The following is a 23,036-nucleotide window of genomic DNA, read 5'->3' on the forward strand; positions in this document are numbered from 1 at the left end:
CGATTCGGAAACGAAGCCTAGGTTGTAAGGGTGACCGGAACCTTGAACACCCTCACGGATTCAGACACGTCAGGACGCGAGCGCTGGATCAGCCGAGGAGATCTGTTATCCCTCCTGGTCGCAACAGCTTTGCTGACCACCGCGATCGTCGCACCCATCGTCGGCGACACCGAGTGGCGCATCAACATCTTTGCGCTCGCACCACCGCTGTTCGGTGAATACGGACCGCATTTCGGGTACGGCACGGTGGCAGCGGTTCTCGTTGCGATTGCCGTCATCGCGTACGGGCCGACGCTCGCGACTCGATTGTCGTGGAGATCGGTCGTCCTCGCCGCAATGGCGACGTGCCTGGCGTGGACCTTCTCGTTGGCGATGATCGACGGCTGGGACCGCGGGTTCGCCGGCCGGTTGATCAGGCCGGACGAGTACCTCGCCGAAGTGCCCGGTGTCTCGAGTGTCACTGGCATGCTCGACGAATTCTCCGGCAGGATCCTGGACTTCCAGCCGGACTCGTGGACCACCCATGTGTCCGGTCATCCTCCCGGATCCCTGCTGACTTTCGTCCTGCTCGACCGGATCGGTCTCGGCGGCGGCGCCTGGGCCGCGATCTGGGTCGTGCTCGTCGGGTGCAGTGCGGCCGGTGCACTGCTGATCACGACCGCGCGCTTGAGCGACGAGGCGACGGCGCGGCGGATCGCACCCTTCGTCGCGCTGACCCCCGGCGCGGTCTGGATGGGTGTGTCAGCTGATGGCTACTACATGGGAGTGGCAGCCTGGGGAATCGCGCTGCTTGCCATCGCCGCGACCACGTCCGGCACACGCGCGGTGTCCGCAGCCGTCGGGAGTGGATTGGTCCTGGGGTTCGCGATCTTCCTGAATTACGGGCTCGTGCTGATGGGTCTTGTCGCCATCGCGGTTCTCGTCATCGCCCGGGAGTGGCGACCGATTGTGTACGCCGTACCGGCCGCGCTGGCTGTCGTAGGAATTTTCGCCGCATTCGGTTTCTGGTGGCTGGACGGCTACCACCTGGTGGTCGAGCGTTATTACCAAGGTGTCGCGACCCAGCGGCCGTTCTCGTACTGGGGCTGGGCGAACTTCGCCTCGGCACTGTGCGCGGTCGGTCCGGCCGCCGCGGTCGGTGTCGGCCGCGCCCTGCGACCGGGACTGATCCGCCGTCGAGAAGCCGTGGTGCTGTTGGCGCTGGCCGGTCTGCTGGCGATGATCGTCGCCGACGTCAGCGCGCTCAGCAAGGCCGAGGTCGAGCGGATCTGGCTGCCGTTCAGCGTGTGGCTACTCGTCGCGACGGCTCTGTTGCCCCGACCATCCCACCGGTTCTGGCTGGCGGGTCAGGCGCTCGCGGCCCTGCTGATCAACCACCTCGTGTGGACCTATTGGTAGAAGACATGTTTGCTGGTGTGGTGCGAGTTCTGATGGCCGACGACGATCCGATCGTCAGCGATGTGGTGCGTCGATATCTCGAGCGCGATGGACTGCAGGTGGCGCTGGTCGACGCCGGGGACGCCGCGCTCGAACATCTGCAGAACCATCAGGTCGACCTCGTGATTCTCGACGTGATGATGCCCGGTCGTACCGGCATCGAGGTGCTGACCGAGATCAGGAGCGGACCTCGTGCCGCCATGCCCGTCATTCTGCTGACCGCGTCCGGTCAAGAAGAAGACCGCCTGATCGGATTGACAGCGGGTGCCGATGACTACGTCATCAAGCCGTTCAGCCCGCGCGAGCTGGCGCTGCGGGTGCAATCGGTGTTGCGGCGCAGCGTCGCGAACTGGTCGGGTACCGCTGCGGCCGACAGCCTGACCGACGGCGAGGTCGTGATGGATGCCGAAGCACGCAGCGTCACCGTGGCCGGCAGACCCGTGAGCACGACCAAGCGCGAGTTCGATCTGCTGCGTTTCTTCCTGTCTCATCGAGATGCGGTGTTCAGCCGAGAGCAACTGCTCGCGCAGGTCTGGGGCTGGTCGTTCGGTGACCTGTCGACCGTGACCGTGCACGTCAAGCGGTTACGTGCCAAGCTCGGCGACTGCGATTCTTTGGAGACAGTGTGGGGCCAGGGCTATCGGTGGGTTTCCGCACCGGCCGGCGAGCGGTGATCTGATGCCCACGAACATTCCGCAGATCGTCGGACTGTCGCTCCTGTGGTCCGCGCCGGTGGTGCTGGTCGGCACATGCTTGCTACTGGGACTGCGTCGGTTGTCGTTGGTGTCGAGCACGGTGGTTCTGGTCCTGATCCCACCGGTCGCGATCCTGATGGGCGTGATCGGCGTCAGTGGGTTCATGTTCACCGACGACCTCAAGCGCACCGCGACCGTTCTCGCGTCGGTGGCGATCATCGTCATCCCGGCAGCAGTTCTGTTGGCCCGGTTCCAGGCGCGCCGAACAGTCTGGGAACGGCATGCCAGAGAGCAGGAGCGGGCGGCCGAGCAATCTCGCCGCGAGCTGATCGCCTGGGTGAGCCACGACCTGCGCACCCCACTCGCCGACATCAGGGCCATGGCCGAGGCGCTGGCCGACGGCGTCGTCTCCGATACAGAGGAGGTATCGACCTTCGCACGTCAGATCGATCGAGACGCCGTGCGGCTGTCGGGGATGGTCGACGACCTGTTCGAGATGTCCAAGATCAACGCAGGCGCTCTCCGGCTCGAGCGCGAAAACCTCGATCTTCGTGAAGTGGTCGACGAGGTCGTCGCGGGGTGCGCTGCCGCTGCCGACCGTGCCGATATCGAACTGCGGCCTGTCATGCCGGACGCCGCGGTCATGGTCGACGCCGACGGTCGAGCAGTGTCCCGGGTGCTCACCAACCTCGTCATCAACGCCATCGCACACACCCCGAACGGTTGTCCGGTGGAGATCGAGGTGGGGCTCCGGGATTCGCATGCCTTCCTCCGCGTCGACGACGCGGGTCCGGGGATCGCCGAGCACGAGATGGCCCGGATATTCGAGATCGCCTATCGCGGTACGTCGGCGCGGACGCCCACAGACGACAAGGGGTTACCGGTCGGCTCCGGAATGGGACTGGCGATCGCGGAGGGTCTGGTCTCCGCCCACGGCGGCAGGATCTCGGTATCGAATCGGGACCCGGGCAGCCGGTTCGAGGTGCGACTGCCCGTGCCCGGCGGCCCTCCGGTTCCGAAGGGTTCCGAGGTCAGCGCAGAGGCGCCGTCGCGAACTCGCGGAGGCCGCGCTCCGGCATGATCGAGGCGCGGAAGCCGAGCTCGGCGGCAGCCAGGGCAGGGTCGGCGACGATGTGGCGGACGTCCCCCGGTCGATAACGCCCAGTGGTCACGGGAGCGGGCCCGCTGATGCCGGTGGTGAGCGATTCGGCCACCTGTTTGATCGATATCGGTTGTCCAGAGCACACGTTGAACGCCTCGAACCGGCCGCTGCCTGTTTCGGAAGCGAGCCTCTCTATTGCCGCGACGTTGGCGGCGGCGATGTCGCTGACATGGACGAAATCTCGCATCTGTCCGCCGTCCTCGAACACCGTCGGCGCCTGACGGGCCTCGAGCTGTGACCGGAAGATGGCCGCCACGCCGGCATATGGGGTGTCCCGGGGCATGTGCGGGCCGTACACATTGTGGTAGCGCAATGCTGTCACCGCCCCTCTGGTCTCCAACGACCAAGCGCGGCAATACGATTCCTGCGCCGCCTTGCTCGCCGCGTAGTAGCTGCGCGGTGCCAGGGGGGCATCCTCGGGTGTCAGGGCCCAGACTGCGGGCTCGCCGCTGGGCAGGTACCTCTCGAATCTGCCGGCTTCGAGATCGGCAGTGCTGCGCGCAGGCGGGTCCACGATCGTCCCGAAGCCATCGCGATAGGTGCCGTCGCCGTAGACGACCATCGATGATGCGAGCACCATTCGTTGGCACCGTGTTTCGAACATGGCCGCCAGCAATCGTGCGGTGACGAGGTCATTGTCAGCTGCGTAGTCAGGGGCATCACGGGCATCGACACCGGCACCTACCCGAGCCGCCTGGTGGCAGACGACGTCCACGCCATCGAGCAGTTCGACCAGTGACGCCTGCCGGAGATCGGTGACCAGTACCCCGTCGGGTGCGATGGCGTCCGATCCGTGTGCGGCGGGGATCATGCCGTCCACCGCGACGACGTCGTGGCCCCGTTCCGTCAACGCCGATCTGAGGTGGGATCCGATGAATCCGGCGGCGCCGGTCAGCAGCACCCGAGTCACAGCTCTGCTTCCATGACGGTAGTGATGTCGTGTTCGCCGCGCGCGCAAAGGCATTCGGGTTCCTTCGCAGCCACCCCGATTGCTCTGATGAGCACCTCGCGAACATGTTGGAGCCCGCGCTCGAAGACCGCGAACACCTCCGATGCGGTGACCCCCTCACCGGCCACCAGGCCCGCGTCGGTGTCAGTGACCAAAGCGATGGCCGCGTAGCACATCTCGAGTTCGCGAGCCAGGACTGCTTCGGGGTGCCCGGTCATGTTCACCAAGGTCCACCCTTGCCGGGCGTACCACTGGCTTTCGGCCCTCGTCGAGAAGCGTGGACCTTCGACGACCACCATCGTCCCGTCGTGGACGGCGTCCGGGGCGGCTGTGGCAGCTGCGCGACGTAGCGTCGGGCAATAGGGATCGGCGAATCCGACGTGAACGGCGGGGCCGTCGAAGAAGGTCTGCGCGCGACTCGTCGTCCGGTCGACGAGCTGATCGGGAATGACCATCGTCCCTGGCGGCAGGTCGGTACTGAGTCCTCCCACGGCGCAGGGCGCGAACACCTGCCGAACACCCACCGACCGCAACGCCCATGCGTTGGCCCGATACGGAACGGTGTGCGGTGCGTACTCATGCGAGAGGCCATGGCGGGGCAGGAACGCGACCGGTACCCCGCCGACATCGCCGATGGTGACAGCGGCACTGGGGTCGCCGTAAGGAGTTCTGACCTCGATCTGCTCGGCACCTGGATCGAAGAACGAGTAGAAGCCGGATCCGCCGATGATTCCGATGCGAGGTTGTGTGGCAGCGCTCATGATTTCAGCCTGCCTTACTGAACCACCGCACCGATGAGTCGCAGCGATGACGTCATAGATTCGTAATACCGCCCGGCGGTAGACCGGTAGACGTCCTGATCCCTACCAGCGGTGTTCGGCCTCGCTCGAGCACCATCGTGGGCGCGCCGCATCGATAGGATGGGGAGATGCCTCATCTCCGGATCAACGGCACGGACCTGTACTCGGAAGTCGACGGCACCGGCCCTCCCGTTCTCCTGCTCCACGGTGGTTACTGCTCGCTCGAATCCCTGCGCGTGTTGTCCGATGCCCTGGTGCCCCACCATCAGGTGTTCGCGTATGAGCGCCCCGGCCATGGACGTTCGGCGGACATCGACGACGACTACGATTACGCACGCGGGGTGGCCGACACCCTGGCGTACCTGGATGCACAGGAACTGACGACGGTGGATGTGATCGGCTACAGCGACGGCGCGATCATCGGATTGCAGTTGGCGATGAGCCATCCCGATCGGATCCGTTCGCTGGTGGCGATCAGCGCCAACCTCGACCCGTCGGCGTTCACGCACTCGGACGGAGGTGCCGGCGCGCTCGTCCTGGATACGCCGGTTGCGGCAGAGGGCGCGGCCGAACCGGATGTCGAACGGATGCACTACGAACGACTCTCCCCGGATGGACCGGGTCATGCAGATGTGGTGCTGGAGAAGTTGTTTCGTCTTTGGACCACCGAGCCGCGAATCGCAGCCGCGGACCTGGGCGCGATCACCGCGCCCACCCTCGTGATGTCCGGGGATCGGGACACCATCCGGCCTGATCACAGTCTGCTGATCGCTTCGTCGATCCCGGGCGCCCAGCTGGCGATCGTGCCGGGTACGACGCACAACCTCATCGCCGAACGACCCGCCCTCATCAGGGTGCTGATCAAAGAGTTTCTGCAGCAGTGGGATCGGTGAGAGCGGTGGGATCGTTGAGGCGTTGGTCAGCTACCTGTTCGACCGGCTGAGCAGCCACACGAAATAGGGCGCGCCGACGAGCGCGATCATCAGTCCCGCGGGAAGCTGAGCGGGCGCGATAAGGATCCTGCCCAGAGTATCGGCGATACAGACCAGCAAACCACCGAGCACCATCGACACCGGGATCACGCGTCCGTGGCGGGCGCCGACCAGCCCGCGGGCCAGATGTGGGGCAACCAGTCCGACGAATCCGACTACGCCGACCGCGATTACGCTCACGGCGGCCAGGATCGCGGCGATCGTCAACAGGATGAGCCGGGTGCGCTCGAGCCGGATTCCCAAGACCCGCGGGGTGTCCTCGTCGACAGCAATGATGTCGAGGCGGTGCCGCATGCCGATGAGCACGGGTACCGCAAGCACCAGCGCGACGGCGACCGGCGCCACGTCCGGGAGAGTACGCCCGTACGTGGTACCCGAGAGCCACGTGAAGATGCGCGGAGTGTCATAGGGATTGGCCCGCAGCAGCAGGAAGGTGGTCACTGCGCTCAAGCCGTAACCGCAGCCGATTCCGATCAACACGAATCGGTCGGGCAGTAGCCCGCCGCGCCAGGCGAGCAATGCGATCAGCGCAAAGGTGGCAAGCCCCAGGACAACTGCCATCAGAATGATCAACCCACGCCCGCCGCCGGAGGTGGACGTCACGACGATCACCGCGCCGAGTCCCGCGCCTGCCGAGATGCCGAGGATGCCGGGCTCGGCCAATGGGTTACGAACCGTGCCCTGCACGACGCACCCGGCGAGAGCGAGCGCCGCACCCGCGAGGACGGCGGCGGCCACCCGTGGGAGGCGTTCGTCGAGTGCGCGTCCGACGAGGTCCGGAGCGGTGCCCTGCAGCCAGAGTGCGATGTCGCCGGTCCGTAGCCACAGGGTCCCGGCGAGTAGATCGACGATGATCGATGCGACCAGCAACACGGTTGCGATCACCAGGGTCGTGAGGAAGGTGCGCCGCGATCGAATGCGGATGCGCTGCGACGGTGGCTGTCGGGTGGACCCTGAATCACGAAGCCGCATGGCGAGAGCCACGATGACCACCGCACCCAGCAGAGCGGTGGGCACACCGGTCGGGATCGACGCGGCGCCCTGCGCGCCGAGGATCGCGCGGAGCGCAACGTCTGCGAGGAGGATCAGTAGCGCCCCGATCAGGCCTGAGACGGGGATCAGGAAGACATGCCGGTTCAGGGTGTGGATGCGTCCGGCGAGTAAACGGGCGAGTACGGGTGCCGCGAGCCCGAGGAAGGCAATAGGCCCGGCCAAGGTGACCGAGATGGCGGTCAGCAGTACGGCACAGAGCACCGAGAAGATCCGGGTGGACTGAATCGGCACACCGACCGCGGCCGCGGCGTCGTCGCCCAGACCGAGCACGTCGAGCCGTCGGGAGAGCAGCAGGGCCACGCACACCATCACGATGATGACCGGGGCCGCGCGTACGAACGCGTCGATGTTCAGCTGCGCGAGAGAACCGTTGCCCCAGGCGAACAGGCCGGTGGTGTTCTCCTTGAAGACGATGAGGAGCATTGCCGTCGCCGCGTCGAGAGCCATTGCGATGGCGGCACCGGCGAGGATGAGCCGGGTGGTTGCGGTGCCGGCCGCGCGGCCGGACAACCCCAGCACGATGGCCGCGGCAACCAGGCCTCCGAGAAACGCGACGCCGCCCGACGCCCACAGCGGCACAGCCAGTCCGAACGCGGCCGCCAGGGTGAGCGCGAAGTACGAACCGGCGGTGACGGCCAGGGTGTCGGGAGAGGCGAGGATGTTCCGGGTGATCGACTGCAGCAGTATTCCGGCGACGCCGAGCGCGAAACCCACTGCTACACCGGCCAACAGGCGCGGCAGACGGGATCCGGTCAGTATCTCACCGACCGGGACCCCGCCGACGGTCTCGTCCGCGCCGCCGAGCATGCGCAGCAGGTCCCACATCCCGACCCCCGAGGTGCCCTGGGTGAGGTGCCACATCCCGATCAGGACAACGCCGATGAGCAGCGTGACCAACACGGTCGCGCCGCCGACACCGCCCCGAACGCCGATGTCGGGCAGCGACTGACGCTGCTCGACGTCGGCGGAACGCGTCGCGGTCAAGCGGTGGTGAGGACGTCGACGTAGGCGTCGACAGCCTGCTGGCAGGAGAGCGGACCGCCGGCACCCCAGACGCCCGGAGGGAACGCGTGCGCGCGGCCCTGTTGCACTGCTGGCAACGACGTCCAGATCGGGTTCTTTTCCATCTCGGTGACGTAGCTCTCGGCCTCGTCGTCGGTCGAGTAGAAGAGGTTGGCGTTTCCGACGGCGGTGAGACCCTCGATGTCGGTCTGAGCCAGTCCGTAGGCGGGATCGACTCCGCCGCTGCCGTATTGCTCGTTGATCTCGTTCGTCCAGGCCGACGTCATACCGAGCTGCTCGCCCAGCGCGGTGAACAGGGCGCCCTGACCGTAGGGGCGGATGATGACGTTGCCACCTTCGATCCAGCCGTCGAAGAACAGGAAATCCCGGTTGGGGAGCTCGACGGTCGCGACTTTCTCTTTCGCCTGGGCGAGGTGCTCGTCGAACTCTTGGAGTACCTGGTCTGCACGTTCGGTGCGACCGGTGGCCTCACCTATCTGCGAGAAGACGTTCTTCATGTTGCCGATGGGGTCGGCGCCGTCGGCCCCTAGTGTGGCGAGCACGGGGACCCCACGGGCTTCGAGCTGACCGATGATCTCGTCGTCGGCGCTGAATGCCTCGACGATGATGAGATCTGGGTTTGCGGCGTAGAGGGTGTCGAGATCGGGTTCACCTCGGGTGCCGACGTCTGCGACGCCCTCGGGGAGCTTCTCGGCGCTGACATACGTGGAATAGCCCTCTGCGTCGGACACCGCCACCGGCGAGACGCACAAGGTGAGTGCGTCCTCGATCTGCTGCCACTCCAGCACCGCAACGCGCTTGGCGGGTTGGTCGAGTTCAACGTTGCGGCCGACGCCGTCGGTCAACGAGACCGGGCCTGTTGATGTTTCGGTCGTGTCATCGGTGCAGGCCTGCGAGGTCGGCGGTGCGACGCTGCTGCTGTCGGCCTCGTCGACGCTGGTGGAACCACAGCCGGCCACGGCCAGGGCCAGCGCGGCGACGGCCGCCGAGGCCGTCACGAAACTCTTGGTGCGGGTCACGAAAAATCCTCTCGAGTGGGGTTGGTGGAGTTGTTCGGGGCATCGACCGAAGCGCCGGCGTAGTGCCGCCCGATGGGGTCGATGCGCAGGCGGTTCGTGCGATGGTCGAGGTGGACTTCGACGCCGATGTCGTAGACGGTCTCGATGTTCTCGGCGGTGAGGACATCGAGCGGCGCACCGGCGGCGTGAATTGTGCCCGCGGACATGAGGATCAGGGTGTCGGCGACCTGCGCGGCGTGATGGAGATCGTGCAGGACGATGCCGACTGCCGCGCCGTGGTCGTCAGCGAGGTCCCTGACGAGATCGAGGGTTTCGATCTGATAGCGCAGGTCGAGGTGGTTCGTCGGCTCATCCAGCAGGATCACCCCGGTGTCCTGGGCGACGCACGCGGCAAGCCAGACCCGCTGCACCTCGCCGCCGGACAATTCGCCGACAGACCGCTCGGAGAACCCGTGCACTCCGGTGGCGGTCATCGCGCTGTCGATGGCTTGCCGATCGTCATCGGACAGACCCGCAAAGCCGCGCCGGTAGGGGTGGCGCCCGAACGCGACCACTTCGCGCACCGAAAGTCCCTGTGGCGCTGAGCGGGACTGCGTGAACAAGGTGACTTCGCGTGCGAACTCGCGCGAACTCAGCAGTGAGGCCGCACGCTCGCGCCCGCCGAGAAGTAGCTCGCCGGCGTCGATCTTGTGCAGGCGGGCCAGTGATCTGAGCAGTGTCGACTTCCCGCTGCCGTTCGGTCCCACCAGCGCCGTGACGTGGCCGGGCCGGAGCTCCACCGATACACCATGAACCACTGCGTGCCTGCCGTATCGCAGGGTCAGGTTCGCACCCACCAATGCCGGTGGGTGGGCCCGCGCGTCAGGGCGCGGAGCGGGCGAGGAGGTCATGGGATCAGCTCTGAGTCGACGTGGTCACCCGGCACCGTCGACCGCGGGTGTGAACCACCCCCGGCGTCACCGCACGAGTTCAGCAGAAGGTTAGGCAACCCTTGCAACTGGACTATAAGGCTATGACCCTTATGTCTGCAATCCGTACATCGGGACCGCCGATACGGGATTCAGGACAGCGACCGAGTGGTGTGAGGTGCTGCGCAGAAAGCTCCCGGCGTGGTTCCCATGACCCGTCGGAAGGCTTCGATGAAGGTGCTGGGCTGCGCATATCCCAGTTGCTCGGAGATCGTCTGCACCTCGTATCCCTCGGACAACAGGGTCAGTGCCTGGTGGACGCGCAGCACCTGCCGCCACTGCGCGAACGACAGTCCGGTGGTGCGGCGGAACAGGCGGGTGATCGTGCGTTCGCTGATCCCCAGGGTCCTCGCCCAATCGTCGAGCGCACGATTGTCGGCCGGGTCGGCGAGCAGTGCCGTGGCGATTGCGTCGATCCGTGGATCGCCGGGGAGGTGCAGGGTCAGTTGCCGCTCGGTCGGCTCGAGCACGTCGAAGACGACGAGTTCCGCTCGCGCCCTGGCATCGTCGTCGAGATCGGTGCGCGCGAGGTGGGTCAGCAACGACCCCAGAACGGGCGTCATCGAGATCGTCGTGGGACCGTCGAAGGCATCGAGGGTGTGGTGAGGTGCGAAGTACGCGCCGTGGAACTGCGCGTTCGCCGTCAGCCGGCCGGCGTGCACCGTTCCCGCGGGCAGCCAGAGCGCGCTGCCGGCCGACACGGTGAACACCCGCTTGTCGATCAGCGCCGTCAGTGTTCCATCGCGAACCCACACCAATTCGTGAGTCGGATGCGCGTGCGGCTCGTACTCCAGGGGAACCTCGGCGGTCTCCGACTCGGCGAGGATGACGAAGGACAGCGGAGTGCTGTCGGTGACCGTGCTGGCCCGGCGAACCACGGTGCCCCGCTCACGTGGCCATGATCCGACACCCGTCGGTTCACGAGGCGGCGATGGCATGCGATGAGAGTACGACAGCGCCGCGGGCTGTCGGCGGTCGATCGCGTGCTGCCGGACGTCGGAACGGCTACGTCGGTACGCGCAGTATCAGTGCCGATCCCTGCCCGCCACCGCCGCACAGGGCCGCGGCCCCGACACCACCGCCGCGACGCCCCAGCTCCAGGGCCAGGTGCAAAGCGATTCTGGCACCGGACATCCCGAGGGGGTGGCCGATGGCAATGGCACCACCGTTGACGTTGACCCGCGCGGGGTCGAGTGCGAGCTCACGCGTCGACGCGATGCCGACAGCCGCGAAGGCCTCGTTGATCTCGATGAGATCGAGCGCGGTGGGGTCGATGCCCTCGGTGGCACAGGCGGCGGCGATGGCGCGCGCGGGTTGCAGTTGGAGCGTCGAATCGGGGCCCGCGACCATCCCGTGGGCTCCGATCTCGGCGAGCGGGGTGAGGCCGAGTTCGTGCGCCTTGGCCTTGCTCATCACGACGACCGCGGCGGCACCGTCGTTGATGGTGGATGCGTTGCCTGCGGTGATGGTGCCCTCCGGGGAGAAGGCGGGCCGCAGGCGCGCGAGGGTGGCCGGTGTCGTGTCGGCGCGAATGCCCTCATCGTGAGCGAAGATGACCGGCTCACCTTTGCGCTGCGGAATGGGCACGGGCACAACCTCGTCCGCGAACAGTCCGTTCTTCCAGGCGGTGGCCGCGCGCTGGTGCGACGCGGCGGCGAACTCATCCTGGTCTGCGCGGGCCAGCGGGTTGACGCTGTCGGTGAGTGCGCCCATGGCCTGATCGGTGAAAATGTCGTGGAGCCCGTCGTAGGCGAGGTGGTCACGCATCGTGACGTCGCCGTATTTGAAACCCGCACGAGACTTCTCGAGCATGTGCGGGGCCCGGGTCATGGATTCTTGCCCACCGGCGACCACGACGTCGACGGCACCTGCCCGGATGATCTGATCGGCGAGCGCGATCGCATCGACCCCGGACAGACACACCTTGTTGATGGTCAAGGCGGGCACCGACATCGGGATGCCTCCGGCCACCGCGGCTTGCCGGGCGGGGATCTGCCCTGCCCCTGCGGTGAGTACCTGGCCCATGATCACGTACTGCACCTGATCGCCCGTGATCCCCGCTTTGTCGAGCGCCGCCTTGATCGCGATACCGCCGAGGTCGGAACCGGAGAACTCTGACAAAGAACCCATGAGTCGTCCGACGGGTGTTCGTGCTCCGGCGACGATGACCGAAGTTGTGCGCTCGCTCATGGGATCTCGACCTCGAGGGTGGCCCCGGTGGCGGCGATGACGTCGTCGGCGCTGACGCCGGGTGCAAGCTCCCGCAGGACCAGGGTGCCATCGCCGACGACGTCGATGACCGCGAGATTGGTGATGATCCGGTCGACCACACGCTCGCCGGTCAGCGGCAGAGTGCAATCGGTGAGGATCTTCGGGCTGCCGCTTCGGTCGGTGTGCTCCATGAGGACGATGACCCGGGCCGCGCCATGGACGAGATCCATCGCCCCGCCCATACCTTTGACCATCTTGCCGGGGACCATCCAGTTGGCGAGGTCACCGTGGCGGGAGACCTGCATGCCCCCGAGGACCGCGGTGTCGATGTGCCCGCCGCGAATCATGCCGAAGGACAACGATGAATCGAAGAATGCCGCACCCGGATTGACGGTGACGGTTTCTTTGCCCGCGTTGATCAGATCAGCGTCGACCGCATCGTCGGCCGGATACGGGCCGGTGCCGAGGATGCCGTTCTCCGAGTGCAGGGTGACCTGGACGTCGGAGGTCAGAAAGCCCGGAATCAGTGTGGGCAGGCCGATTCCGAGGTTGACGTATTCGCCGTCGATCATGTCGGCGGCGGCGCGTGCGGCCATCTGGTCCCGTGTCCAGCCTGTCGCTGTGGTGGGTGCGCTCATCGGGTTGCTCCTGCGGTCGCTGTGACTGTGCGTTTTTCGATGCGCTTGTCCTGAGGTCCGGTGTGCACGATCCGCTGGACGAAGACGCCGGGTAGATGCACCGCTGCGGGGTCGATTTCGCCTGGTTGCACCAGCTTCTCGACCTGCGCGATGGTGATGCGGCCCGCCATGGCCGCCAGGGGATTGAAGTTCATCGCCGTCTTCTCGAAGACGAGGTTGCCCTCGGTGTCCCCGACTGCGGCATGAACCAGCGCGAAGTCGGCGTTGATCGACTCCTCCAGGACATAGCGCTTCTCGCCGAACGTCCGGGTCTCTTTGGGCGGCGAGGCGATGGCGATCGAGCCGTCGGCGGCGTAGCGCCAGGGCATCCCGCCTTCGGAGATCGGGCTGCCGACACCGGCTGGGGTGAAGAACGCAGGTATCCCGGTGCCACCGGCACGTAGGCGCTCGGCGAGGGTGCCCTGCGGGGTGAGTTCGACCTCGAGTTCACCGGCGAGGTACTGCCGCGCGAACTCCTTGTTCTCTCCGACATACGACGCCGTGACGCGTCGGATGCGGCCCAGCGAGAGCAGGATGCCGAGACCGTGGTCGTCGACGCCGCAATTGTTGGAGTACACCTCGAGGTCGCCTGCTCCGGCATCGGCGATGGCGCCGATCAGAGCATCGGGAATGCCGCACAATCCGAATCCCCCGACCGCCAAGGTCGCGGCGTCTCGGATGTCCGCAACCGCCTCGGCGGCGGAATCCACTACTTTCGATGCCATCTTTGCTCCTGCTTGTTCACTGGTCAGACGATCTGCTCGCGGCCCTCAGTCAACCGTTTACCCAGTTCGAAGGTCAACGGCTCGGGTGGTGATTGATCCCGATTGATCGGGGTATGGACACTCGAAATCATTGCGTTCACTGAGTGAACGCGTAAGACTGGGCGCATGACTGATGTGGACAACCCGAGTGTGGTGGCCCGTGTCGGTTCGCTGTTGCGAGCCGTCGGTGCTGCGGAGCCCGCCGGGGCATCGACCACTGACGTGGCGAAGGCCGCCCGGATCGCCCGACCGACCGCCCATCGGTTGCTGTCATCGATGTCGGATGAAGGCCTGATCGATCGGGACACGAAGACCGGACGCTGGGCGCTCGGACCGGAGTTGTACCTACTCGGTGCGAGCGCCGCGAATCGCTACGACATCACCGGCCAGGCCCGCGACATCCTCGATCGCCTCGCCCGTGACACCGGGGAAAGCGCGTTTCTCTCCGCGCGCCGTGGCGACGAGACCGTGTGCGTGCTCAGTCAGGAGGGCAGTTTTCCGCTGCGTTCGCACGTCCTGCACGAGGGCATCCGCTTCCCGCTGGGGGTCGCTTCGGCGGGATTGGTGATCCTCGCCCATCTGCCCGGGCGGGACGTCGACGAGTTCTTCTCGCGCACCGACCTCGACAGCAGCTGGGGTGAGGCGCATTCGGAGGCAGCGGTCCGGCGGCGGATCGCAGCGACGCTGCAGAGCGGTTACGCCATCAACCCTGGACTGCTCGTCGAAGGGAGTTTCGGTATCGGCGCGGCAGTGTTCGATCGATCGGGCCGTCCGGCCTGGGCGCTGAGCCTGACCGGGGTGCAGACGCGGTTCGGGCCCGAAAGGCTGCCGACCTTGGGGACAACGCTGTTGGATGCGGCTCACCTGCTGTCGACGCGGCTGCGGCTCTAGGAGTCTCTTGCAGGGCTGGCGAACCTGTTCAATTCAGGAATGATTTCCCGTACAGTTGTCAAGTAAGTCGATACGGTTGCCGCGGCGATGGTTTTGGCCAGGTATTCGGGTTCAGCCCCAACAGGTCGGATGCTACTCATAATTGGCCCGCGACAACGGATTCGGAATGGTGTCAACGAGGGGCGAGCAGCGCTGCGCCCGGCCCGGTCAACGCATCTTCAGTCACCGCCCGGCCCGACACCACGAGCAGCAGATCGATGGCCCGGCCGTACACAGCTTCACCCTTCTCGGGCCCGGTAGCCAGATCGGCGTCGGTGGCGATCAGCCGTAAACCCTCGATGCGCTCGCGACCGCCGCCGAAGCTAACCGTGGTTCTGCACTGGTAATCCAGCGCTGTCACGACGGACGCCGTGGGATAACTCGCGTTGATCTGCAACGGCCGACGGATGTCTTCTCCATGGACGAACGCCTCCACCAATCGCGTTGCCGGGTTGGCGGGCGGCGTACGCGTCGAGGAGACGACCGCGCGCATCGCTTCCAGGGTGTCGCGGGGGTTGTCGCATTTCGCCCGGGCGATCCCGGAGTCGTTGTCGCGGTCGAAATCGAAACGCGCCACGACCATCCGCCGAAGGAAGCCGAGTCTGGTGGTCCTCGCGGAGTCGACCAGGTGTGCCAGGACGTCATGGACCGTCCATCCAGGGCAGAGTGAGGGCGTGGTCCACGCGTCGTCCGATATTCGACCGAGATCTTCTACCAGCGTGGCTCGCTCTGCGTGAACGACCGGCCATACCTCGGACAATGTGGCTCCCATACTCCGTTAGACCGGTACCGGACGGAGAACTCATCGCGTCCCGTGTCCTGTGGCCCGTTCAATTCTTTTCGAAGCGTTCCCCGGTCACGTCGTAGAGATGGTGAACGGGGTCGTGGATGAAGTAGAGCGCCAGAGTTTCGACGGTGAACTCGCTGCCGTCGCTCCGCAGGCCACGCCGACCGAGTGCGTCGTCCGGAACCTCGGCGAACGCGTCGGCGACTCGGGTGGCGGCAGCCGTCAGTTCTGTCGCCACGTCACCGGGATCCTGATCTAAATAGCGCTCGGCGATCGCGGTGGCGTCCTGATCCCAATTGTCGAACTCGGGGACATCCTGGGACAGCATCTGCTCGACGCGTTCGGTGAACTTGGTGAACACGTCGCGAACGTGGGCCGCGTACTCCAGCGGTGACCAGGTGTCATCGTCGGGCCGCAGGCGAGCATCACCGCCCGCGAGCGCAGTCGGCCATGCCGATGCGTTCTCCATGACCAGCCGGGGTATGTCCCGGTAGTCGACGATCGCGGGATCGAATCCGCAGTCCGGGCACGGTCGGTCGAGGACCCATGTCCAGTTCTTGGTGTCCGGTGTGATCGCCATCGGGTCTCCCTTCATCAGGTGCGAGGCAAGATTACCGCTCCGGCGCGAGGGAGTGGGCAATTCGCGCGCGGCGCCCGTTACCGTTCCGTGACTTTTCGTGACCTTTTCGTGATATTTGGTGCGACCTCGCCGACACCTGGTCTGTTCACACTCGAAGGGGTCGAGCAATGGCATTGAACATCAACGGATTCCAGGAAGGAACATGATGGCTGCCATCTTGTTTGGATCAATCAGTACCCTCGCAGACACCTCCGAGATTCAGCGTCGTGCGTTCAACGAAGCGTTCGAAGCCCACGGATTGGACTGGAAGTGGGGTCGCGACGACTACATTGCCATGTTGACGAGTAACGGTGGCGCGCAACGTATTGCTGACTACGCCGAGTCTCGTGGCGAGACCGTCGATGCCGCTGCGATACACGCGACCAAATCGTCGATCTTTCAGGAATTGGTGGCGATGCTGGGTATCGAGCCCCGCGCAGGCGTCCTGGACGCGGTGGCGGCAGCGAAGACCCACAACGTCAAACTCGGACTGGTCACGACCACATCACCCGAGAACGTCACCGCGCTGCTCGCCGGACTTCCGGACGTGTCGCGCGAAACATTTGACGTGGTGGTCGATTCGGCCGCTGTCGAAACGGGAAAGCCGGACCCGGCGTCCTACAAGTACGCGTTGGATCAGCTAGGGGAAGACGCCGCCTCGTGCGTTGCGATCGAGGACAACGTCGGCGGGGTGCACGCGGCCACCGCCGCCTCGGTGATCTGCGTTGCGTTCCCCAATCAGAACACCGTGAGCGGCGACTTCTCTGAAGCCGTCGAGGTCGTCGGGCAGCTCGATGCCGATCGTCTGCGCGCCTTGGCCGAACACGATCACTAGCGCTCACCAGCAGTCAGAGAGGATTCAGATGAGCGACATCCAAGCCCGCGTCACCGCCACCGAACGCGCTTTTCACGTCGAAGGCTACGAGAAGATCGAGTACGACCTGCTGTACGTCGACGGTGTCTTCTCCATCGACCAGCCACAATTGGCCGATACCTATCGCGGCTACGGCCGGTGCCTGATGGTGATCGACGAAAGTGTGTACGCGCTCTACGGTACGCAGATCCATCGGTACTTCGATCACCACGACCTGCAGCTCACGGTTGTCCCCGTCGGGATTGCCGAAACCGCTAAATCGCTCCGCACCTACGAGGACATAGTCGGCGAGTTCGACAAGTTCGGTCTCGTCCGGACCGAACCCGTCCTGGTGGTCGGCGGAGGGCTCACAACAGATGTGGCCGGTTTCGCGTGTGCCAGCTATCGACGAAATACGCCGTACATTCGGATTCCGACCACCCTGATCGGGCTGATCGATGCCAGTGTGTCGATCAAGGTGGCGGTCAATCACGGCAAGCACAAGAACCGGCTGGGGGCATATCACGCCTCCGAGAAAGTGTTGCTGGACTTTGCGTTCCTCCGAACCCTGCCTGCTGACCAGGTGCGTAACGGAATGGCCGAACTCATCAAGATCGCGACAGTCGGCAACGCGGCAATCTTCGACATGCTCGACGAGTACGGCCCTGAGTTGCTGCGCACCCGATTCGGGCACCTGGACGGGACCACCGAACTACGCGCGGTGGCGGACAAGCTGACCTATCAGGCCATCGAGACCATGCTCGAACTGGAGGCGCCGAATCTTCATGAGCTCATGCTCGACCGAGTCATCGCATTCGGGCACACCTGGAGTCCCACACTCGAACTCTCACCGCCGGAACCGTTCTTCCACGGTCATGCGATCAACATCGACATGGCACTGTCGACGACGCTGGCCGAAAAGCGCGGGTTGATCTCCGTCGATGACCGCGACCGGATCCTGGGGGTGATGAACCGCCTGGGCCTCGCCCTCGACAGCGACCATCTCACGCCCGAGCTGCTCGCCGAGGCGACGCAGTCCATCCTCAGGACGCGAGATGGACTGCTGCGGGCCGCGGTACCCAATCCGATCGGGCAGTGTCAGTTCCTCAATGACATCACCGTCGACGAACTCGCCGACACGCTCACCGTGCACAAGAAGATCTGTCTCGACTTCGAGCGCGAGGGTGCAGGGATCGACATGTTCACATCTGCGTCCTTGGCCTCCGTCGATGGCTGACACGGTGTCGATCCCGTCGCATCCGGTCACGCCTTCGACAATCCTTGCGGTGGAGTTGGCCGAACTCGTGGCGTTGGTGGACGCCGCGCCCGAGCTCGACCCGGGGCTCAAGGAGCGATTGCGCCGAGCGCGCGACCTGGCGCGCGGTCTCGATCCGTACCTGGAGGAGTGCTCGACGCCGGAGTCTCCGGCACTCGCCGCCCTGGCAGCGCGTACCCGGGCGGAGCGGTGGTCAGAGCGGTCGCTCGTCGCCGGATCGGGTCCGTTGGAACAGGAGATGCTGTCGGGCCATGTGGAAGGGCAGACGCTGAAGTTCCTGGTGCACATGACCCGTGCTCGTCGGGTCCTCGACATCGGGATGTTCACCGGGTACTCGGCGCTCGCGATGGCCGAGGCGCTCCCGGACGATGGGGAGGTGGTGGCCTGTGAGGTCGATCCGTACGTCGCCGACCTCGCCCGTCAGTGTTTTGCCGAATCACCCGCCGGCAAAAGGATTCGAGTGGAAGTCGGTCCAGCCCTGAACACGGTCCTCCGGCTCGACGGTCCGTTCGACGTGGTGTTCATCGACGCCGACAAAACCGGGTACCTCGACTACTTCCACTACCTCATCGGCAGTGACCTGCTCGCACCGCATGGCGTGATCGTCGTCGACAACACGCTCCTGCAGGGGGAGCCGTACGCGAACAACGGTGCCCGTTCCACCAACGGGCAAGCGATCGCCGACTTCAACCGGGTCGTCGCCGCGGACGCCAGGGTGGAGCAGGTGCTGCTGCCGTTGCGGGACGGGGTGACCCTCATCCGGCGAACGAGCACGGACGCGTCATGACCGCAGCGTCGTCTGGCAAGACCATCGGTGCGCTGGTGGGACTTCTCGCCACATTGCCGGTCGATCTCGCGGTTACCGCGATCGCCGCGGTCCGTCGCGTGCCGAAGCCGGAGGTGGACCAAACGAGCAGGCGCCGGACGGTTCTCATCACGGGCGGCAAGATGACCAAAGCGTTGTCGCTCGCCCGCGCGTTCCATCTGGCCGGCCACCGGGTGATCCTGGCAGAATCCACGAAGTATCGGCTCACCGGCCATCGTTTCTCCAACGCCGTCGACAGGTTTGTCTGCCTCCCGGAACCGACGTCACCGCACTATGCCGACGCACTGCTCGACGTCGTCAAGCGCGAAGAAGTCGATGTCTTCGTGCCGGTCTCGAGTCCCGCGTCCAGCGTCTACGAGGCGGATGCGGGCGAAATCCTCGGAGACTTCTGTAACGTCGTCCACGGAAATCTGCGCACGGTGCGCATGGTCGATGACAAGGATCAATTCTCGGAGTTCGCGCGGTCGGTCGGTGTCCGGGTTCCTGATTCGCGGCGCATCACCGATCCGGTCCAGATCTCGGAGTTCGATTTCCCTCCCGGTCGCGAGTACATCCTGAAGCGAATTTCGTACAACCCCGTCGGTCGCATGGACCTCACGAAGCTCTCACGCGCGACGCCCGAGCGTAATCTGCAGTTCGCAGCGACCCTGCCGATCTCTGAAGAGGATCCGTGGATCTTGCAGGAATACGTTGCAGGCCAGGAGTATTGCACGCACGGTACCGCGCGTGCAGGGGATCTGCAGGTGTACGCGTGCTGTGAGTCGTCGGCCTTCCAGGTCAACTACGAGATGGTGGACAAGCCGGAAATCCTCTCGTGGGTGCAGACATTCGTGGGTCGGCTCGGCGTCAGCGGCCAGTACTCGTTCGATTTCATCGAGGGTGCAGACGGACATGCCTACGCAATCGAGTGCAATCCGCGGACGCACTCGGCCATCACGATGTTCGAGGGCCATCCCCACCTGGCTTCTGCTTATCTCGAGGACCGGCACCCGATGATCGTCCCGGAAGCGGATTCCCTGCCGACGTACTGGATTTACCACGAGCTGTGGCGGTTGCTGACTGAACCGGGTCGCCGCGATCGCATGCGGGTCATCCGACGAGGACGCGACGCCATCTTCGCAGCATGGGATCCGCTCCCATACCTCCTCGTTCATCACCTGCAGATCCCGTCGTTGCTTGTGAGGAGCTTGATCGCCGGAAAAACGTGGACGCGTATCGATTTCAACATCGGCAAGCTCGTCGAGTCGGGAGGCGACTGATGCAAAACCTCAAGGTTCTGGCCTTGGCAGGCTCGCCCGTCGACCACTTCGGCGCCGACCTGTCCCGGGTGTACGCAACGGGTTTCGTGGATGCCTTCAGGGGTCTGACCGGTTACCAGGTCGAGGTGGCCTACGTATCGCCTGATGGCAGTTGGCGGTTTCTGAGTGGGCTGCACGAGGACGAGATCGCTGCAGCGCAGGAGGTGTCCCTTTCGGATGCCGTCGGCTACATCCAGGCGCGACGCTATGACGTGATCGTTCCCGAGATGTTCTGTCTCCCGGGTATGACGGCGTACCGGTCGCTGTTCGACGTGATCGGTGTCCCGTACCTGGGTAACCGTGCCGATGTCATGGCGCTGACGGCCGACAAGCACTTGACCCGCCTTGTTGCCGCCGCGGCGGGGGTCGCGGTTCCCGCCGGCGAGGTGCTCCGGGCTGGTGAGAAGTACACCGGGGAATTGCCTGTGGTCGTCAAACCCGCGGACTCCGACAACTCCATGGGCGTGGCATTGGTGCGAGAAGACTCGGACATGGACCTCGCGATCGCCGACGCGCTGCTGTACTCGGATTCGGCACTGGTCGAGACCTACGTGCCACTGGGCCGAGAGGTGCGGTGCGGCATCATCGTTCGCGATGGAGAGTTGGTGTGCCTGCCACTCGAGGAGTACGCAGTCGACGAACAGACCCACCCCATCCGTGCTCGCGCCGACAAGCTGGACCGGACCTCCGAGGGTCAGCTGTACCTGGTGGCGAAAGAGTCCACCAAGGCGTGGATCGTCGACGTGGACGACCCGGTGACCGAGGCGGTATGGGCCGCCGCCCGACGCGCTCACATCGCTCTCGGTTGCCGGCACTACAGTCTGTTCGACTTCCGGGTCGATCCGGGCGGCGTGCCCTGGTTTCTCGAGGCCGGACTGTACTGCTCGTACTCACCGAGCAGCGTGATCGCGGTGATGGCCGCCGCCGCCGGTATCACCGTCGATGAGTTGTTCGCCATCGGCGTGCGGGAGATCGCCCACGAGAAGGCTCGCTGATGCAGTGTCAGGTCTTCGATCCGATCGGTGCCCGCGTCGCCGAACTGTCATTGGACGAGGTGGACGCCGGTGACGTGGCCCGGCTCGAGAAGCTGCTGGCCGAGTCCGGTGTCGTGGTCATTCCAGACCAGAACATCGACGACAGGGCGTTTCTCGCGTTCCTGAAGCGGTTCGGTGAGCTGATGTTCACCACGGGCGAGATGCCGCTCGCGGGCTACCCTGACCTCAACGTCATCAGCAATGTCGGCCGGACGACACCGCCGAAGTCCACCTTTCACGTCGACACGACGTATGTGTCGCAGCCGCCACGGTACACAGCATTACGTGCGGTGCACGTGCCCCACGAGGGTGGTCACACCCAGTTCAGCAATCAGTACGCGGCATACGACACGCTCCCCGATGAGATTCGGGACGACCTGGCCGGCCGCCTCGTGACCCATGTGGTCACCGGGGTGGATCCGGGCGATGAGCAGGAAACCTCTGCTGCCCATCCGATCTTTCTGACCCACCCGTTGACCGGGAAGACCGCGCTCTATCTTTCGGCAGCGGCGAGGTGTTCGGCGATCAGCGGCAAGACGTCGCAAGAGACAGAGGAGATCGTCGCCTATCTGATCGGCCACTCGACGCGAGAGGACAACGTCTTTCGGCACGCCTGGTCCGCCGGTGATGTCGTGATGTGGGACAACCGGGTTGTCATGCACCGCGCCGACCACAGCGGTGTGATCGGCGACCGCGTGATGCATCGGGGAATGGTTCGTTGACGTTCTCCCATACACCGACCGTGCCGAAACTCGCGCCGACCGTGCCCTTGCGGTCGTCGAGCGTGCGCTTGTTGCTCGAATCCGACGATGTCAGACCCCTTTGATATCCTAGTTGCGGCCGGCGTCCGATATGTCGAAAGGCGTTGCAGCACAGACGGAAAAGTCTTATCGAACACTTGTGCTAACCCGAAATCCGCGGTACCTTCATTTCATGAACTTCGGGGGATTGTTCGAACACCTATCAATGATGGCGGCAGATACACTTCTGCTCGCACCGCTCGACGACGTAGCGTTGTCAGAGGAAACGGTTCACGCACTGCGGGCGCCTGATCCGCGCAGCACACCGCAACGTCTGTCCGAAGGTGGGGTGAAACCGCGGGTGACGATGACCGTCTCCGCCGAGCACCTCCTGGCCTTACAGATGAACGGCATCCCCGGCGCGAAAGTACCCACCGCGGCCGCGACGTTCGAGTGGACCGGACCGGTGTCGTTGCCCACCGCGCAGATGACGGTGTGCGATTCGGTGATCACCAAGATCCTGCTCGACAACAACGCCGTACCACTCGAGGTGGGACGCGAGTTCCGCACGGTCACACCCGCCATCCGCAAAGCACTGATCGCGCGGGGCAACGAACCACTCGCCGCCTGAACCCAACTGCCTCAACCCAGACGGCCACCGAGGCCGCCACAGACTTCCGAGAAACTACACACGACGACGCAGTCCCAAGTTACTACCGCAGCACCGGATGACTCCGGTGCGGCTGGAACATTGACAACTTCACAGTGTGAGCACGTCTCGGGGCAGCAGTGTCAGCCCTGTGTAGCAGCAACGTAGTTCTTCACGATCACCGGCTCGTCGCCCTTCGGTGCGACCCGACTGACGATCTGACCGATGTCGGCGTTGACGTCGTACGGGTTTCCAGCTCCGGCGTCGACCGGCC

The 23,036-nt window shown here is 65.0% G+C and carries 23 protein-coding genes; 12 read left to right on the forward strand and 11 right to left on the reverse strand.

All coding sequences use genetic code 11. The features are described from left to right. Positions 1 to 30 precede the first annotated feature (30 nt). From BH683_RS18040 to BH683_RS18050, 3 genes are read left to right on the forward strand one after another with little or no spacing between them, the layout of a single operon-like run. Complete coding sequence (locus BH683_RS18040) at positions 31 to 1,398, forward strand: hypothetical protein (RefSeq protein WP_084837649.1); 1,368 nt, start codon at positions 31 to 33, stop codon at positions 1,396 to 1,398. A gap of 5 nt (positions 1,399 to 1,403) precedes the next feature. After that, positions 1,404 to 2,111, forward strand: coding sequence for a response regulator transcription factor (locus tag BH683_RS18045; protein ID WP_246833448.1), 708 nt, complete (start codon positions 1,404 to 1,406; stop codon positions 2,109 to 2,111). 4 nt (positions 2,112 to 2,115) lie between these two features. Continuing rightward, positions 2,116 to 3,213, forward strand: coding sequence for a HAMP domain-containing sensor histidine kinase (locus BH683_RS18050; RefSeq protein ID WP_084837650.1), 1,098 nt, complete (start codon positions 2,116 to 2,118; stop codon positions 3,211 to 3,213). Here the strand turns inward: BH683_RS18050 and BH683_RS18055 are convergent. After that, complete coding sequence (locus BH683_RS18055) at positions 3,164 to 4,258, reverse strand: NAD-dependent epimerase/dehydratase family protein (protein WP_084837651.1); 1,095 nt, start codon at positions 4,256 to 4,258, stop codon at positions 3,164 to 3,166. The genes BH683_RS18050 and BH683_RS18055 overlap by 50 nt on opposite strands. Further along, complete coding sequence (locus BH683_RS18060) at positions 4,201 to 5,004, reverse strand: S-methyl-5'-thioadenosine phosphorylase (protein WP_084837652.1); 804 nt, start codon at positions 5,002 to 5,004, stop codon at positions 4,201 to 4,203. Before BH683_RS18060 ends, BH683_RS18055 begins: the two co-directional genes overlap by 58 nt. Before the next feature lie 167 nt (positions 5,005 to 5,171). On the opposite strand from BH683_RS18060, the gene BH683_RS18065 reads away from it, so the two are divergent. Further along, complete coding sequence (locus BH683_RS18065) at positions 5,172 to 5,936, forward strand: alpha/beta hydrolase (RefSeq protein ID WP_084837653.1); 765 nt, start codon at positions 5,172 to 5,174, stop codon at positions 5,934 to 5,936. A 30-nt stretch (positions 5,937 to 5,966) separates the two neighbouring features. On the opposite strand, the gene BH683_RS18070 is transcribed toward BH683_RS18065, so the two are convergent. From BH683_RS18070 to BH683_RS18100, 7 genes are all read right to left on the reverse strand, one after another. Further along, a complete protein-coding gene (locus BH683_RS18070; RefSeq protein ID WP_084837654.1) occupies positions 5,967 to 8,072 on the reverse strand; it encodes an iron ABC transporter permease in 2,106 nt (701 codons plus the stop codon). Then, the gene (locus BH683_RS18075; protein WP_084837655.1) at positions 8,069 to 9,130 is read right to left on the reverse strand and encodes an iron-siderophore ABC transporter substrate-binding protein; all 1,062 of its coding nucleotides are present in this window, start codon (positions 9,128 to 9,130) and stop codon (positions 8,069 to 8,071) included. Before BH683_RS18075 ends, BH683_RS18070 begins: the two co-directional genes overlap by 4 nt. Further along, on the reverse strand, positions 9,127 to 10,020 hold the full coding sequence (locus tag BH683_RS18080; RefSeq protein ID WP_084837656.1) for an ABC transporter ATP-binding protein: 894 nt from the start codon (positions 10,018 to 10,020) through the stop codon (positions 9,127 to 9,129). The genes BH683_RS18075 and BH683_RS18080 overlap by 4 nt, the downstream gene beginning before the upstream one ends. A gap of 170 nt (positions 10,021 to 10,190) precedes the next feature. Continuing rightward, on the reverse strand, positions 10,191 to 11,036 hold the full coding sequence (locus tag BH683_RS18085) for an AraC family transcriptional regulator (protein WP_084837657.1): 846 nt from the start codon (positions 11,034 to 11,036) through the stop codon (positions 10,191 to 10,193). Between the two features lie 67 nt (positions 11,037 to 11,103). Continuing rightward, positions 11,104 to 12,288: an acetyl-CoA C-acetyltransferase gene (locus BH683_RS18090; protein ID WP_084837658.1), complete on the reverse strand. Its 1,185-nt coding sequence runs from the start codon at positions 12,286 to 12,288 to the stop codon at positions 11,104 to 11,106. Further along, positions 12,285 to 12,947 carry a 3-oxoacid CoA-transferase subunit B gene (locus BH683_RS18095; RefSeq protein ID WP_084837659.1) on the reverse strand — a complete coding sequence of 221 codons (663 nt, stop codon included), beginning with the start codon at positions 12,945 to 12,947 and terminating at the stop codon, positions 12,285 to 12,287. Before BH683_RS18095 ends, BH683_RS18090 begins: the two co-directional genes overlap by 4 nt. Continuing rightward, entirely contained in the window at positions 12,944 to 13,711 is a 768-nt protein-coding gene (locus BH683_RS18100; RefSeq protein WP_084837660.1) for a CoA transferase subunit A, read from the reverse strand. The genes BH683_RS18095 and BH683_RS18100 overlap by 4 nt, the downstream gene beginning before the upstream one ends. A gap of 165 nt (positions 13,712 to 13,876) precedes the next feature. Between BH683_RS18100 and BH683_RS18105 the strand changes: the two genes are divergently transcribed. Next, positions 13,877 to 14,641, forward strand: a complete 765-nt coding sequence (locus tag BH683_RS18105) for an IclR family transcriptional regulator (protein WP_084837661.1) — start codon at positions 13,877 to 13,879, stop codon at positions 14,639 to 14,641. Between the two features lie 172 nt (positions 14,642 to 14,813). On the opposite strand, the gene BH683_RS18110 is transcribed toward BH683_RS18105, so the two are convergent. Further along, entirely contained in the window at positions 14,814 to 15,452 is a 639-nt protein-coding gene (locus BH683_RS18110; protein ID WP_084837662.1) for a maleylpyruvate isomerase family mycothiol-dependent enzyme, read from the reverse strand. Between the two features lie 58 nt (positions 15,453 to 15,510). Continuing rightward, on the reverse strand, positions 15,511 to 16,047 hold the full coding sequence (locus BH683_RS18115) for a DinB family protein (protein WP_084837663.1): 537 nt from the start codon (positions 16,045 to 16,047) through the stop codon (positions 15,511 to 15,513). Between the two features lie 205 nt (positions 16,048 to 16,252). Between BH683_RS18115 and BH683_RS18120 the strand changes: the two genes are divergently transcribed. From BH683_RS18120 to BH683_RS18150, 7 genes are all read left to right on the forward strand, one after another. After that, positions 16,253 to 16,921 carry an HAD-IA family hydrolase gene (locus BH683_RS18120; protein WP_084837745.1) on the forward strand — a complete coding sequence of 223 codons (669 nt, stop codon included), beginning with the start codon at positions 16,253 to 16,255 and terminating at the stop codon, positions 16,919 to 16,921. A 28-nt stretch (positions 16,922 to 16,949) separates the two neighbouring features. After that, on the forward strand, positions 16,950 to 18,176 hold the full coding sequence (locus BH683_RS18125; protein ID WP_084837664.1) for a sedoheptulose 7-phosphate cyclase: 1,227 nt from the start codon (positions 16,950 to 16,952) through the stop codon (positions 18,174 to 18,176). Beyond that, positions 18,169 to 19,002, forward strand: a complete 834-nt coding sequence (locus BH683_RS18130) for a class I SAM-dependent methyltransferase (RefSeq protein WP_084837665.1) — start codon at positions 18,169 to 18,171, stop codon at positions 19,000 to 19,002. Before BH683_RS18125 ends, BH683_RS18130 begins: the two co-directional genes overlap by 8 nt. Continuing rightward, positions 18,999 to 20,300, forward strand: coding sequence for an ATP-grasp enzyme (locus BH683_RS18135; protein ID WP_084837666.1), 1,302 nt, complete (start codon positions 18,999 to 19,001; stop codon positions 20,298 to 20,300). Before BH683_RS18130 ends, BH683_RS18135 begins: the two co-directional genes overlap by 4 nt. Beyond that, entirely contained in the window at positions 20,300 to 21,334 is a 1,035-nt protein-coding gene (locus BH683_RS18140) for a D-alanine--D-alanine ligase (protein ID WP_084837667.1), read from the forward strand. Before BH683_RS18135 ends, BH683_RS18140 begins: the two co-directional genes overlap by 1 nt. Next, complete coding sequence (locus tag BH683_RS18145; RefSeq protein ID WP_084837668.1) at positions 21,334 to 22,095, forward strand: TauD/TfdA family dioxygenase; 762 nt, start codon at positions 21,334 to 21,336, stop codon at positions 22,093 to 22,095. Before BH683_RS18140 ends, BH683_RS18145 begins: the two co-directional genes overlap by 1 nt. Positions 22,096 to 22,306: 211 nt before the next feature. Next, positions 22,307 to 22,744: a hypothetical protein gene (locus tag BH683_RS18150; RefSeq protein WP_246833449.1), complete on the forward strand. Its 438-nt coding sequence runs from the start codon at positions 22,307 to 22,309 to the stop codon at positions 22,742 to 22,744. The last annotated feature ends 292 nt before the right edge of the window (positions 22,745 to 23,036 follow it).

Origin of the sequence: Williamsia sp. 1138, from assembly GCF_002095435.2 — a bacterium.
Lineage (GTDB): Bacteria > Actinomycetota > Actinomycetes > Mycobacteriales > Mycobacteriaceae > Williamsia.

What these genes read in the sequence shown, in the direction of transcription:
- BH683_RS18130 (WP_084837665.1), top strand. Translation starts at nt 18,169, where the DNA reads ATGGCTGACACGGTGTCGATCCCGTCGCATCCGGTCACGCCTTCGACA.
- BH683_RS18065 (WP_084837653.1), top strand. Translation starts at nt 5,172, where the DNA reads ATGCCTCATCTCCGGATCAACGGCACGGACCTGTACTCGGAAGTCGAC.
- BH683_RS18115 (WP_084837663.1), bottom strand. Translation starts at nt 16,047, where the DNA reads ATGGCGATCACACCGGACACCAAGAACTGGACATGGGTCCTCGACCGA.
- BH683_RS18150 (WP_246833449.1), top strand. Translation starts at nt 22,307, where the DNA reads ATGAACTTCGGGGGATTGTTCGAACACCTATCAATGATGGCGGCAGAT.
- BH683_RS18125 (WP_084837664.1), top strand. Translation starts at nt 16,950, where the DNA reads ATGAGCGACATCCAAGCCCGCGTCACCGCCACCGAACGCGCTTTTCAC.
- BH683_RS18120 (WP_084837745.1), top strand. Translation starts at nt 16,253, where the DNA reads ATGGCTGCCATCTTGTTTGGATCAATCAGTACCCTCGCAGACACCTCC.
- BH683_RS18100 (WP_084837660.1), bottom strand. Translation starts at nt 13,711, where the DNA reads ATGGCATCGAAAGTAGTGGATTCCGCCGCCGAGGCGGTTGCGGACATC.
- BH683_RS18095 (WP_084837659.1), bottom strand. Translation starts at nt 12,947, where the DNA reads ATGAGCGCACCCACCACAGCGACAGGCTGGACACGGGACCAGATGGCC.
- BH683_RS18055 (WP_084837651.1), bottom strand. Translation starts at nt 4,258, where the DNA reads ATGCCTTTGCGCGCGCGGCGAACACGACATCACTACCGTCATGGAAGC.
- BH683_RS18140 (WP_084837667.1), top strand. Translation starts at nt 20,300, where the DNA reads ATGCAAAACCTCAAGGTTCTGGCCTTGGCAGGCTCGCCCGTCGACCAC.
- BH683_RS18045 (WP_246833448.1), top strand. Translation starts at nt 1,404, where the DNA reads ATGTTTGCTGGTGTGGTGCGAGTTCTGATGGCCGACGACGATCCGATC.
- BH683_RS18090 (WP_084837658.1), bottom strand. Translation starts at nt 12,288, where the DNA reads ATGAGCGAGCGCACAACTTCGGTCATCGTCGCCGGAGCACGAACACCC.
- BH683_RS18050 (WP_084837650.1), top strand. Translation starts at nt 2,116, where the DNA reads ATGCCCACGAACATTCCGCAGATCGTCGGACTGTCGCTCCTGTGGTCC.
- BH683_RS18060 (WP_084837652.1), bottom strand. Translation starts at nt 5,004, where the DNA reads ATGAGCGCTGCCACACAACCTCGCATCGGAATCATCGGCGGATCCGGC.
- BH683_RS18085 (WP_084837657.1), bottom strand. Translation starts at nt 11,036, where the DNA reads ATGCCATCGCCGCCTCGTGAACCGACGGGTGTCGGATCATGGCCACGT.
- BH683_RS18110 (WP_084837662.1), bottom strand. Translation starts at nt 15,452, where the DNA reads ATGGGAGCCACATTGTCCGAGGTATGGCCGGTCGTTCACGCAGAGCGA.
- BH683_RS18135 (WP_084837666.1), top strand. Translation starts at nt 18,999, where the DNA reads ATGACCGCAGCGTCGTCTGGCAAGACCATCGGTGCGCTGGTGGGACTT.
- BH683_RS18105 (WP_084837661.1), top strand. Translation starts at nt 13,877, where the DNA reads ATGACTGATGTGGACAACCCGAGTGTGGTGGCCCGTGTCGGTTCGCTG.
- BH683_RS18080 (WP_084837656.1), bottom strand. Translation starts at nt 10,020, where the DNA reads ATGACCTCCTCGCCCGCTCCGCGCCCTGACGCGCGGGCCCACCCACCG.
- BH683_RS18145 (WP_084837668.1), top strand. Translation starts at nt 21,334, where the DNA reads ATGCAGTGTCAGGTCTTCGATCCGATCGGTGCCCGCGTCGCCGAACTG.